Genomic DNA, 13,642 nt, shown 5'->3' on the forward strand with positions numbered 1-13,642 from the left:
GATTGTGATCAAATTGCTTTATATAGACTGCTAGAATGCAGTTTTATAAACTTGGGTTGTATTCCTATACTAGTCTCTGAAGGTTAACGAGAGAGTCAACTCTCTTTTACCACTTGTTGCTTTTTCTAATGTGGATGGGCTTTGATAGTGTCTCTCGGTTACCGTATGTCACTTTATTTATTGGCTACGGGCACTGAGTGACTCCCTCGGTTACCATTCACTACTTTTTTTATCGGCTACGGGCACTGAGAGACTCCCTCAGTTACCATTCACTACTTTTTTTATCAGCTATGGGCATCGAGAGCTTTCCTCGGTTACCATTCACTACTTTTTTTATCGGCTACGGGCACTGAGAGACTCCCTCAGTTACCATTCACTACTTTTTTTACCGGCTACGGGCACTGAGAGACTCCCTCAGTTACCATTCACTACTTTTTTTATTGGCTACGGGCACTGAGAGACTCCCTCGGTTACCATTCACTACTTTTTTTATCAGCTATGGGCATCGAGAGCTTTCCTCGTTTACCATTCACTACTTTTTTTATCGGCTACGGGCACTGAGTGACTCCCTCATTTACCATTCACTACTTTTTTTATCAGCTATGGGCATCGAGAGCTTTCCTCGTTTACCATTCACTACTTTTTTTATCGGCCACGGGCACTGAGAGACTCCCTCATTTACCATTCACTACTTTTTTTACCGGCTACGGGCATCGAGAGCTTTCCTCGGTTACCATTCACCTCTTTTTTTACCGGCTACGGGCACTGAGTGACTCCCTCAGTTACCATTCACTACTTTTTTTACCGGCTATGGGCACTGAGAACTCTTATACGTGACCAATCTCCCTCTTTTCAAACAAGTTCGGGCACGTAGAACTGCCTTTGTGACTGTTTCTCATAAACGATCATATAAACTCAAGTTTCCTATTTTAATAGGAATCAACATCAATATTGAGGTTGTCGAATCGCCTTGTTAGTTTTTTAAAGGCGTCGTTGTCTTGTGCACCTGTTAAGGAGCGAGCTTCATCGTAAATTTTAACGGCTTGTTTATAGTTTCGTTTGCCTTCGGCTTTGCTTTGTTCAATATCTAGCAATAAGTTTCCGAGTTTGATATGGGCATCGATGCTTTCTGGGAATTCTTTTAACGCTAAATCAAACTGCTCGACCGCACGAGCCGCCTCGCCCATTTCTTGATAAATGGTCCCAATTCGAATCAATACATCTTCTTGATCCACATTCAAGTCAAGCAGCGTATGGTAATGTTCAATCGCCTTTTCATAATCTTCGCGAGCTGCTACTTGATCTTTCGAGTTCACTCCGCGGCTGTAATAGGCTTGAGCCAACTTCTGCTCGAAATCTATTTCATAGCTTAAAAGAATATTTTCACTATTAACCAGCTCTAGAACCTCGTACGCCTTGTCAACAATAGCAATCGTTTTTGTATTCGCATCCGGAATTTGCCCTTTGTAAGAAATGTAAATATTCGACAAAGAATGGTAATTATCGATTTTGTTACGATCATTTGGCAGCCCATCATTATACTTCTCGAACGCTAGCAAAGCATCAGCAAACTTGTCGTAGTCAATATTCATTGAGCTCATCGTCGTCGCAAGCGATTTGTAGTACTGAACATCGGGGATGACTTCCTCATCAACGGCATTAAAGTGACGCAATGCCTCTGAATAATGTCGCTTAAGATCAAAATATGTCATCCCCATTTTAAAGCGGACTTCATTATTTTTATGAATGTCACCGTACTTATCTTCAATATAGGTTTCCACTTGGGTAAGCCCGGTGTCGACTTCGTTTCGGTCCACATACAAATCAATTAAATTGATATACGCTTCCGACCTTGATGGAGCAACCGTCGTCGCTCGTTCCAGCGTTTCAATCGCTTTGGTATCTTCATCATCAATGCTATAAACAGTCGCTTCATTCACCAGGCGCATATAATCCTCAAACTCAGTGTTTTTAACGCCTTTATAGCCGTAAACAGCGGTACCAGTAAAAGCAAGACACAAGACAGCAGGAACAAGAAAGAATGCTAGCTTTTTCTTGAGCTTATTTTTATATCCCTTTGTTAACTTGTTGATATTCTCAAAATCGTATAACAGCTCAGCGCTCGTTTGATAGCGATTGTTAGGCTCAGCTTGCGTCGCTTTCACGATAATATGCTCAAGCCCCTCTGGGAGAGTGGAATCCCAGTGACGAATCGGTTTTAGTTCAAACGGTGGCTCATTGATGCTTTTTCCGGTAACAAGATGATAAAGTGTGACACCTAAACTATAGATATCGGTACGGGCATCGGTTTGTTTGCCGGAAAGCTGTTCTGGGGCAGCATACGATTTCGTTCCTAAATTCGTTGTATCGGTAACATTCTCCGATTTAAATTCACGCGCAATCCCAAAATCAATGAGTTTGATTTTCCCTTCCGGAGTGAGCATGATGTTATCTGGCTTCATATCACGATAGATAATCGGGTACGGCTTTCTTGTATGCAGATAGTCTAAAACAGCCGCCAGCTGCTTGGCCCACTCAATGACTTCGTCCGCTGGTATTTTCTGATCTCGCTTTAGCCTCTCTTTGAGCGACTCCCCTTCGATATAATCCATGACCACATAAATATCACCTTCAGAATCGATGATGTCATAGATTTTCGGCAAGGCACCGTGGTCCAATTTTTTCAGCATATTCGCTTCAACAATTAAGCTGTTAATGAGCAGCTCATTGTTGCTATGCTGCCGTTTGCGAATATCCTTGACCACCAATGATTTATTCAGGCGGTTGTCCATCGCTAGATAGACAATACTCATTCCACCGCGCCCGATTTCTTTTAAAATTTCATATCTGTCATCAATAACGGATCCTATTTGTATCAAAAATAACGCCTCCGGTGCTTAACTTACTTTTACAACGATAACGGAGATGTTATCGATTTCGTCTCGTGCTTTTACTGTCTCGATTGACTCGACGATGTTGTTTTTTATTTGTGAAGCTTCAGTTAGCTTGTCCACATGAAATTGCTTGGTAAGTTCGTTTGCTGTAATTTCATGATAAAAACCATCGGAACATAGTAAAAACACAGAGTTCTCGTCTACATTGCCTGTTAAAAATTTAATGTCAATTTCCGGCGTGGCCCCGACACATTGCAATAACACATTTCGGCGGGGATCGATCTTCGCTTGTTCTGCCGTAATATTGCCTCTGGCGACTTCACGCGCGACTAAGGTTTGATCTTCCGTCAACTGAGCAAAGGTCGGCCATAGGCGGTAAGCGCGACTATCTCCTACATGTGCAATAAAATACTGGCCATAAACCATGACGAGCGCGGTCAAAGTGGTGCCCAATTTTACCGACGACGCGTCGCCATATTGAAAGATTTTCTCATTCAATTGCTGAATACAGCTTTCTAGTTCTGCACAGATTTCTTCTCCAAGTCTGTCCGAGTCTACCAATCTAGGCATTTGCGTATCAAACCACTCGGACAAGCCTCTGATGACTGTGGCACTTGCCAGTTCCCCTTGAGCTAGACCGCCCATGCCATCACATATTGCGAACAAGCCGACATCTCCTTTAGGGGTCTTGGCTGTTTTCAACAACAATGCATCTTGATTTGCCTTCTTTTTAATTCCAACATCTGTATGGTATGACGTAACAATGGTCATTTTTCTACCCTCTGTCTTTTTTAAAATTACCTTTAAAACACTTTAAACATGAACTCTTCGTTCGCGAGTTTGATCACATCTTCATGCTTAATCTTGAACTTTTCATTCGGAATCAACTTAACGCCATTCAGATAGCTTCCGTTCCGCGACTGTTTATCGATTAAGAAATATTCTCCATCGATTGTCAGCAGTTCTGCATGAACACGGCCAACAACTTTGTTTTGCGTCGCATAGTCAGCCTGTGACGGGTCACGGCCGATTTTAAATACTGCTTTCGATAGCGTAATCTTCTCTTTCGTTGACTGACAAAGCAGGAAGGGACGATTTAATGAGGCGCCTTGTACTCCAAGCGTCGTTGTTCCTTCTTCTTCTAGATTTTGATTAGCCCCAAGGACCGTTGTCCCTTCTTCTTCAGCAATATCAGTTGGGCCTAGATTTGGGGCAATATTAATTGACGTACCTCCAAGTGATGTGGCTCCTTTTAAAAGCGAATCCCCATTATCTAACTCAGTGCGCGTTATTCGCTTATATTGGACTTCTTCTTCGATTTCCAGTTTTCGACTAGTTTTCTTGTCTTTTTTCTTAGAGGTATATTCGGAAGTTAGAATGCCATTTTCAATGGAAGTAGCGGTTTCACTCATTACACTTCCTGGACGATAAAAGTGAGCAGAGGCGTCATCCTCCTTTGTCTCTGTAGCTGACGAACTTTCATTTTCAAAGAGTTGACTCCCTTGCCATTCACGAAGCTTTTCTTGGAGTGCTTCCACCTCAACCTCTTCAACACTCGCTAAATAGTTATGTAGTTTTACATAAAACCGTCCATCCTCTGTTTCATCAAATTGAATTGAGGCAAACCAGCTTTGTAAAAATTGTTTTAATGATCCTTTTTTAAAAACATGATCCTTTATCGGGATATAGATAAACACAAGTCGTTTTGAAAAATGATCAAGGAAAATGTATTTAGGATCTAGTAAAAGATGCTTGAAGTGTAACCCGCTATTCTGGATGTCTAGCAGGCTTTGAAGCAGTCTCGTTAAAAAGTCGCGAAACTCTTTTTGTGTGAGCGATTGGGCGGTTAGTCTCCCTAAGTGGATATCCGAGATTTGCTCATAGCGTAGATATACTGTCTCCTCTTTTTTGAGCACTGCCCATGGTAATAAACAAGCAAATTTCCGCTCGCTTATGGCCTCTAATTCCGCTCTATCTAGCTCTTTCCCATCGGGAACTTCATAAAATAAGAACGTTGATATTCCATAGTTTTCTGTTTGTAGTTCCAAATTGTTTAACATTGCCTCTCTCTCCATTTTCACAGGACATTTTCTTCTCTCATGTCAAGCTTGGTTTGCCTCAATTAAATTAGGTAAAATCGTACTTCTGTTAGGATGATGTTCCTAACGCTCCATAGTTGAAGAACGTTAGGAACAACAACTCTGTAACGCGAAACAACTCTTACTTAAACGCACTTGCGTTGTTATTGATGGCTGTTTCTGTCGCGTTGTATGAATCAACCGTTTGATCCAAGAATTTTGCATAACTCTCAACGATTTCACGGAAGTTTTCAAATTTTGGTTGCAATGCATTGAAGTTGCCACGAATGGTGTTCGAAGCATCAGAATTCCATGTGCTGCTTAGGTTGTTCATTTCGCGCTTCATGTCGTCAAGACGAGCGGCTAGGTTTTGGTTTAGGTTACGGATTTGGCTGGCCGTAGCACTAACCTCATTAAGGGAAATTTTAATTCCTTCAGCTGCCATTTAGTCCACCTCCTATTGAATTGGGTTTTTAGTTTGATTAGTTTGTTAAGCGTCTTGCTGCGTTCACGACTTCACCTTGAGTGTTGCGGTAAGTTTTTGCACTCATTTTCAAGAAGTCAGAGTATTGTCTCATAAGCTGGGACATTTGTTGGAAATCGTCCATAAATCCTTTGATTTGAGTGACGTATGCAACGTTATCTTGTCCTTGCCATGCTGCTTGCATTGCTTCCACTTCATTAAATAAAGCTTTGTACAATCTTTCATACTCAGCTGTTTGCTGATCCATTTTGTTAGAAGCCTCTTCTAAACGAGCTGGATCGACCATAATTGATCTTGCCATTCCTTTCACCTCCTCACACATGAACACCAAGTAAAGCTACCATTGGCTGGTAGTTTTCTGGATGGTGCCTGTCACCTACCAATTTATTGGTAGGTGACAGGCACCATCCAGTTATTTTCCAGTAGAAGTTCTATAGTTTTCGAAGTTCATAGCCTACGCGGCGGTATTTATTGGCTACGCTCTGGAGGCTGTTGGCACTTTTTGATGAACCAATTCCTTTAAACTCTTTGCCCAATCCATTTGCAATGTCTTCTAGTTCTCTAGCAATGGAGTTGATTTCGTAAATGATGCTATTCACTTTATGTTGAACATTTTTATCCATCAGTTCGTTCCTCCATCCACTTAAGTAATGGACCTGGCTTTGCCTACTAATAGTGATTCCGCTCTCTCTACTAGGGCTGCCGTTTTGTTTAAATAGTCGATGTTTTGCTTAATCTGCCAATCAAATGTCGTGAGCATATCGGCGCGGAACACATTGTCGATTCCACGCAGTCCGACCTCTAAATATAATTCATCAATTCGCCGATTGAGTTGATCCGTTTTTCGTTTAATCGTTTGCAAGCGACTTGAATAATACGCTAATCGTTGGACATCTACTTTTAAATAAGGCTCGACTGAAAAGTTGTTACCTGTAATCGAACCTATGAAACTAGAAAACATTAATCTAGTATTAGTTACGACATGATCAAAATAGTTACGTAATCCTTGAATCGCCTGACCCGTTACCTGGCGCACACTCTCAACAAAGCCAACTACACTGTTGATGACGGCATTGGCTGCCGCTGTCAACCCTCTGACTGTCGAATGAATGACGCTTAAGGTTGCATTTCGAATCGCGGCGATTTGCTCAGATACCCAATCACGAGCTTTGCCGACTAAGCCCCCAGCAAACATCCCGATGATCGATCCAAAATCAGCGATGTCGCTGTACCACTTCTTCCCGTCATAAGCACCGACAAAGTCCCCGTTTTCGCCAAACGTGACACTTGTTTCGTAGTGAGGGTAAAACGGATCATCATAGTCGTTTTCAGTCAACTTCACCGATTTATCCACATATGGGGCGTAGCCGAGTTGATGAACAATATCCCCTTCGTAGACGATAAAGGTGTTGCGGTCGCCTTTTAAAATTTCTCTCTGTTCATCCTCTAACATCCACCATGCTAAAGGTGCTCCATTGATAATGTAGGATTGTAGCTCACTATTTTCTTGATAATTATGTACAAGGACATAGGCAGCTAGGTTTCCTCCCTTTGAATGGCCAAAAACCAACTGGTCTCCCTCTAAACCCTGGATAAAATCCTGATAAAATTGGTTCGCCTCCAGTTGTTGTTCAATTTCCATCCCTAAACCAGCCTGGAAATTAGATAGCCAATCTGTCTTTAAATGGGCTGAGTCACCTGGGTTTTCACTTCCTCGGTAGATAGCAGCCCCGTTGCCTTGTGAATCCTTAAAAGCATATCCAACGAAACCAGATTCAGCCGTCCCACCAGTTGTGTTTCCAGCGTTAGGATTGTGATTTCGGTACCCAACCAATTGGAGGTCCTTTAAAGCTGAATTTGGGGAATGTGTTAAATAGTTGGATATCGCCTGATACCGGTCCTTTGCATCCCCCGGTAATGTATCAACGTCAATAGTAGCAATTGTATCCTCAAAGGAAATTGGCTTTTTCCCATTCACTTTTGTTTCAGGTGGCAAATCTAGATACGAAAGTTGTAGCAAGAGATTTTTTTCCTGTTCAGTTAAATCCGTGAGTGACATGGCTCAATCACTCCCCAAACGCTTCATAGTTTTCTGCAATATTTGCAGGGCTATGAAGGATTAAACTGTCATCAATCATGTCGCTTGGTTGGTCTGGATTTAATCTCTCATCTACATTTACTTCTCCGTACACCTTGGCATCTAAATTGGACCAAGTTATGTTATTCACATACGACGTCCGAATAAAATCAGAAATGTCCTCTGATTCATCCACTAGTCCTACAGAAACAACATACTTTTTTACCTCTAGATTTTTTACTAAGTTGTAAATGTTGTAGATCCCTTGACTGTATTGATCAACATCAGGTTTACCTTCTGTTTTAATCCCAATGATGACACTAACTGTGACATTTTTGTTTTCTGCAAGAAATTCATCTACGGATAGTTCGGACATGGATTCATTAAAATTAGTATTCCGTAAATTCACCTTAAACTCTGCTCCCTCTGGAAGTTCTTTGCTGATGTCTTCTTCAAGCATCGTTTGTAGTTCACTGGCCCATTTTGCTGGTATATAGGTTTCAACAAAGTCCTGACCGTCTTTTTGAATCGTAAATACCACCTCAGGATTCTCCTTTGGATGAACTGTTAGCTTCTCTTCACCGTAAAGATTGGCGAAAACATCACTTCCCTCTTTCACCCACTCTTTTTCAAATTCACGATCATATTTGTCTTCTATATAAGCTAACGCTCGCTCTTCAAAATTTGAGTCATTGCCAGCATTCATACAACCAGTTCCTCCTATTCCAATCATCAACAGAAGCAGTATCAAAAGGACTCTTTTTTTGTCATTCATCTGTGTATCACCTTTTTCCTGTGCAAGGCACCTACTATATCCAATTTCTGGATGGTGCCTGGCACCATCCAGTTTTCACCATTCAACGTTCACTACCGAGGTTCCTCTCCACTCCGCATCACAACAACATCAACTTAGAACCATTCTTCAACCCTAGTTCCTCAACAGTTTGGTTGATATCAAAAATTTCGCCTGTATAGCGGTCACATAGCACGGTTTGATCAGAAGCTTGATAATAACCCTCAGATAGTTCGGAGATCGCGTTCGATAACAAAAAGCTCACTTCATACAATTTGCTTTTTAACGGAATAAACACATCATAGGACTTCTCCGCTGCAGGGTTGTAAATTTCAACAAGGATTTTATGCATATTGCACAGCCTCCTCTTCTTGCATAACTGTGGTCAACAGCTTCACTTTCTTGACTTTGCCTTTTTGAATGATATAACCAAAGCCATCTGGAAGCTCCCCGTACATATCATTCGTGATTTTCGTGATTTTCAATGTGTATTGATCGGTAATGCCATTGCCAATCCAAATCGCATCGCTTAACGACGCTTGCTTTTGGAACCAAGGCTCAAATGTGAAACTATTCCATTTATCCACTGCATCTGCCAACACAATCGTAACGTTTAGCTTATCTCCATGTTCTAAGAACACTTTCACTTTATCCTGACCATCTGCGGATAACTCACTATTCAACGCCGTAAATGACGGAATTAGATAAGTGACTTGTTCAAATTCTGGCGGCTTTTCCCCAGCTTCTTCCGCTTCTTTCGTCGTGTTGTTTCGATACACCAATGTATTGAACAACTCGACAACTTTCGCTTCTAATAAGTTCGCACCAGTGACATAGTGGTATCCTCGCTGTTCATCAAAAACAAAGTTTTCTTCCGCATCAAGCACGATGACTTCACCATTTGCTTTCGCTGATAAAACTTCTGCCAATCCTTGCATAAATGGCGCACAATCTTCAGCAGTTGTGGCTGTGACAAGGTGAACAAACTCATCATAAAAATCGTGATAATGTGTTGCTAACGTTTCTTTTTCGACTCCCATTGGAACTCGTATAGACGTTTTAAACGCCGCATCTTCTTGTAAATAATTAAGATCAACCTGTTCAGGAAGAATTGGGATTCGCTTCGCTCCCCCTCGATTCCAATCCTGACGTTTTGTTCGGCTATATTCGGTAATAAAGCGATAACGATCTGTCGCCTGCTTCGATATATTTGCAATTTGGAATTCATACACATCGTCCGTTTTAAAAATTCCTCGTCCTTTAAACTTCGAAGGATACACACCATCTACATTTCCTAACACTCCGGAATACTCCGATTGGTCATTCAACTGCAACACATAAAGTTGCTTAAAGTTTTGCAACAAGCGATAACGAATATCCCCTGTGTTCAGCGCTGTTACCACAAAATAAATGCCATACTTGGTACCTTCACGCGTCAAGAACGAGACGGTTTCTTCATAGCGATCAAACATTTCGGAGAATGCCGCATAATTGTGAATCACAATCACCCATGCCGGAACTGGCTCCGATGCCACCCGATTATAGGTCGTAAAGTCGCCTCCATAAGCAGAGAATTTCTTTTTACGCATTGCGATTTCTTTCTGCATCATTTTAAACAGATGGTCAATCTTCTCTGCATCATGCGATAACAATACATCCCCGACATGTGGCGCTTCTTTATACCAGTTCAATGTTTCTGCCCCGAAATCAAGCAAATACAAATTCACTTCTTCCGGCGTATGCTCTTCCATCAAAGAATGTATCATCGTCATCAGGAATGTGGTTTTTCCGCTTCCTGCCACACCATACACGACTGTGTTGCCTTCCGCGGTAATCGGTAAATGCAACGGCAACTGACGTTGATTCGCAGGATCATCATATTCACCAATCAGCGGACGAAGCTCAAACTGCTCTCTTTGCTCACCAGCATATTTTGCTTTTAATTTATCTACATAAATGAACGCTGGAATTGGCTCCAGCCATAGTGGCTTCACGGATATATTTTCCTGATCAGCAAGCGCCGCTAAGTATTTCGTGACTTCATCGATTTGTTTTGCTGGATTTTTCATCATGTTTTTATGCTTATCAATCCGCGCGCTCTTTTGCACACGACCAAGATGATCAATGACCACAATGCCATCATCTTCACGCTTTTCAACTTTGTCCGTTGGATAATAAGGCGCTCCAGCCCAAGCGGACTGCCCCAATTCAAACAGCTCATTATACCCAACTTGCAAGTAAAATCGCCCAGTTTGCTTTAATTCTGCGGCATCTGGTCGTTTAATCACTTCCATACTGTCAGCCTTTTCCTGCACTTTTAAGCTAATGCGGAATTTACTGTTACTCCAAATTTGGTCATCAACAACTCCGGATGGCTTTTGGGTTGCTAAAATTAAATGAACACCCAAACTTCGGCCAATTCGCGCGGCACTGACAAGTTGGTCCATAAACTCTGGCTGCTGCGTTTTTAATTCCGCGAACTCATCGGAAATCATGAACAAATGCTGCAACGGCTCAGTTACAACACCTTCACGATACAATTTTTGATATTTATAAATATCGATATTGCTTTCACCAAGGCGGCGGCTTGTTTCGCTAAAAATCGCTTGGCGTCGTTTCAATTCACTTTGAATCGAAATCAACGAACGCTTTACAGCTGCACCGTCTAAGTTCGTGATTGTTCCAGCTAAATGCGGCAACTCAAGAAAGGCGTTCGCCATTCCGCCACCTTTATAATCGATTAAAATAAACGCGACTTCGTCGGGATGGTAGTTGACTGCTAATGAAAGAATGAAAGTCATAATAAATTCACTTTTCCCTGAACCTGTCATCCCAGCAATCAAGCCGTGCGGACCGTGAAATTTTTCATGCAAATCAATCATGAATGGTTCACCCATTTGATTCACACCAATTTGCGTCTGAATCGACAGGGTTGGATTGTTTTCCTTCCATCTTGTCGGAGCGTTTAAATGCTCGACTTTGCCAACATGGAACATTTCGAGGAACGTCAGCATATCCGGCAGCGTATAAGCCTCAACGGAAGAGGCAAGCTGGATGTTGGCTAACTTACGCGCCACTTCTTCAGCGTCTTCCCGCATGTAGATATCAGCATGGAAAGCCTGGTACTTTCCTGAAATATCGTCTTTGTCGTAGATTTTGCTGATGTCGGTGCCAAGTTCTATGACATTCGAACATTCTTTTGGCAACATTTCCAGCGAATCGTACATCGTTACTAAACTGAAGCCAATTTGGTTTTTCTCTTTTAACAGCATGTTGATCATTTCCGCTTTCGCTGCAAGGTCTTTGCTCATTGAAAACACAACATAATGCTGGGTGATTTCCTCTGGATCATCCAGCTCTTGGCGAAAGGCTATTTCTTTTTCAAAATAAGCGGATAGCTCTTTTACTTCATTTGCATCGGTCGCAATGAAGCGAACACTTTTGTCTTCATTCCAAACATGTGGCAACCATTTAGCGAACTGCCAAATTTCTTGCTCGTGTTTGTCATATAAAAACACAAATTTGAGCTCATCATAACTATGAAGGGCCGCTAACTGAAACATGATGCCTTTGGCAAAATCCGCAACCTCTTTGCGATTGCCGATAATTCCACTTACTTGCTCTTCGATTAAAGACACCGTCACAGGCACTTGTTTTAAGACAGGAGGCGTTTCAACCAGCTGATACAACGCTTCTTGAAGGTCATCATCTTCAAGCGTAAACTTCTTTTCCTGGAATTTGATTTCTGCATCTAAAGGCAAATCGCCAATTCCAACTCTGAGTTTGAGAAAATCATTTTGCCCAATCCCGCGTTCCCAAAGAGTTCGGTCGCGCTGATGGATTCGTTTTAAACAGTTATGAAGCGAAATATGATTTTCGTGAAGAATGGTTCTTTGATGTTCACACTCATCTTCAATCACTTGTTTCATTTCAACTAAATACGCACGGTACTTTTCTTGACGTTTTTTCTCGTTAGCAATTCTTTTCTTTTTTTCATACCGTTTCGTTAAAATTGGCCAAAGCACCATCCCGATTAACATCGAAATGCTCATCATCAACGTCGGCATCGCGTACATGATATCGCCATTATTACGCATCACGTTTTGCACAGCAAATAACCCGGCAAATAATGACGCCATCCCCATCGTAATCGACGGTCCTAACATCAGCATCAACGGAGTCTCTTCTAAATTCCCTTGTGATGGTGGTGGGTCAATTTTAATGGTCTTGCGCTCTATATCTCGTTTGAATCGTGGCGAACGGTAGAAAAGGTCCGGATTTTCTTCTTTGATTAGAAAATCATCAAGCTCTTCTTCTTCTTGAACAACCGGTTTCTCGCCAACAAATGGCTGAAACACATTTCGGTCCAACAACACGGCATGGTGTGGATTATTTAAGGCCAGCATTTTCCCGTTATAAATCACCCGCAAGCCCATAATCGAAATAACGTCGCCGACTTTCAAAGCCTTCTCTGTCACACGCTCGCCGTTCACATATGTACCATTTGAACTTTGTTGGTCACGAATCTTCGCTTTTCCGTTTGCAGCATACTCAATTTGGCAATGTGCACTTGAAACTAAGCGATTATCAAAACAAATATGACTGTTTTTCGCGCGGCCAATTTGAACAAGATTCGTCGTAACAATATGTTTCGTAAATTCGTTACGACCAGCACTTAGGGGCTCAACATACAAAAGAGCTGTCGAGTCCTCTTGGCGATGAACAGTGTACGTTTGGAAAGGATCCATTTTTACTTTGTATTGTTTTTCGTTCTGTGGTCCTTTTAGATAGGCGTATTGGTTCGACTTGATAAACCACGCGCCGTTTTCCGCTTCGACCGCCATTAAGTCAACTTTATTTCCTGTTTTATCTTCTGTCGTGAGAATATATCTCCCCGTAATTTTCTCCGGCAACACTAGATGAAAAATTTTCTCTCGATCAAAAAGCGTGATTATCAAAACCATTCTCTCCCTAGCAAACAAAAAATAAATCGTATTGACCGCATAAACGACCTTTACGATAGTGACTTTTCGTTTGTGTTTCATCAACTATACCCTCACCGGTACAGGACTATCATCCTACTAATCTGGTAACAAAATAACTTAAACACTATTATAAAGTAGCCATTTGGCTTTTGAGGGATTTTGTCGTAAATTTACCAAAAATGGGAAAAACGTAACGACAGGTTTTGCAAACTTCTTTAAAAAACAGGACTTTTTATCCAATAAGTAGTCAGGATGAAAGTCCTTGTTAATAACCATGTGTTGACAGAAAATAAAGAAAACTCGCTGACTAGCGAGTCTTATGGCGTGGTTA

Annotated in this window: 10 protein-coding genes; all 10 read right to left on the reverse strand. The window is 41.7% G+C overall.

From position 1 onward, the window contains the following. Nucleotides 1-929 precede the first annotated feature (929 nt). The 10 genes from M3182_RS05845 to essC all read right to left on the reverse strand — a co-directional run bounded on the left by M3182_RS05845 (nucleotide 930) and on the right by essC (nucleotide 13,371). The gene (locus M3182_RS05845; protein WP_251557374.1) at nucleotides 930-2,879 is read right to left on the reverse strand and encodes a serine/threonine-protein kinase; all 1,950 of its coding nucleotides are present in this window, start codon (nucleotides 2,877-2,879) and stop codon (nucleotides 930-932) included. An 18-nt stretch (nucleotides 2,880-2,897) separates the two neighbouring features. Beyond that, nucleotides 2,898-3,665: a PP2C family protein-serine/threonine phosphatase gene (locus M3182_RS05850; protein ID WP_251557375.1), complete on the reverse strand. Its 768-nt coding sequence runs from the start codon at nucleotides 3,663-3,665 to the stop codon at nucleotides 2,898-2,900. Nucleotides 3,666-3,697: 32 nt separating this feature from the next. Continuing rightward, entirely contained in the window at nucleotides 3,698-4,954 is a 1,257-nt protein-coding gene (locus M3182_RS05855; RefSeq protein ID WP_251557376.1) for an FHA domain-containing protein, read from the reverse strand. Between the two features lie 160 nt (nucleotides 4,955-5,114). Further along, nucleotides 5,115-5,417: a pore-forming ESAT-6 family protein gene (locus M3182_RS05860; protein ID WP_251426362.1), complete on the reverse strand. Its 303-nt coding sequence runs from the start codon at nucleotides 5,415-5,417 to the stop codon at nucleotides 5,115-5,117. Between the two features lie 37 nt (nucleotides 5,418-5,454). Continuing rightward, the gene (locus M3182_RS05865; RefSeq protein WP_251426363.1) at nucleotides 5,455-5,757 is read right to left on the reverse strand and encodes a WXG100 family type VII secretion target; all 303 of its coding nucleotides are present in this window, start codon (nucleotides 5,755-5,757) and stop codon (nucleotides 5,455-5,457) included. Between the two features lie 130 nt (nucleotides 5,758-5,887). Further along, nucleotides 5,888-6,079: a hypothetical protein gene (locus M3182_RS05870; RefSeq protein WP_251426364.1), complete on the reverse strand. Its 192-nt coding sequence runs from the start codon at nucleotides 6,077-6,079 to the stop codon at nucleotides 5,888-5,890. Between the two features lie 20 nt (nucleotides 6,080-6,099). Next, the gene (locus M3182_RS05875; RefSeq protein WP_251557377.1) at nucleotides 6,100-7,515 is read right to left on the reverse strand and encodes an Mbeg1-like protein; all 1,416 of its coding nucleotides are present in this window, start codon (nucleotides 7,513-7,515) and stop codon (nucleotides 6,100-6,102) included. A gap of 7 nt (nucleotides 7,516-7,522) precedes the next feature. Then, the gene (locus M3182_RS05880; protein ID WP_251557378.1) at nucleotides 7,523-8,308 is read right to left on the reverse strand and encodes a hypothetical protein; all 786 of its coding nucleotides are present in this window, start codon (nucleotides 8,306-8,308) and stop codon (nucleotides 7,523-7,525) included. A 118-nt stretch (nucleotides 8,309-8,426) separates the two neighbouring features. Further along, the gene (locus tag M3182_RS05885) at nucleotides 8,427-8,678 is read right to left on the reverse strand and encodes a methyltransferase (RefSeq protein ID WP_251557379.1); all 252 of its coding nucleotides are present in this window, start codon (nucleotides 8,676-8,678) and stop codon (nucleotides 8,427-8,429) included. After that, nucleotides 8,671-13,371 carry a type VII secretion protein EssC gene (gene essC, locus M3182_RS05890; RefSeq protein WP_251557380.1) on the reverse strand — a complete coding sequence of 1,567 codons (4,701 nt, stop codon included), beginning with the start codon at nucleotides 13,369-13,371 and terminating at the stop codon, nucleotides 8,671-8,673. Before essC ends, M3182_RS05885 begins: the two co-directional genes overlap by 8 nt. Nucleotides 13,372-13,642: the final 271 nt, after the last annotated feature.

Source organism: Mesobacillus maritimus, from assembly GCF_023715205.1.
Taxonomy (GTDB): Bacteria; Bacillota; Bacilli; order Bacillales; family Cytobacillaceae; genus Mesobacillus_B; species Mesobacillus_B maritimus_C.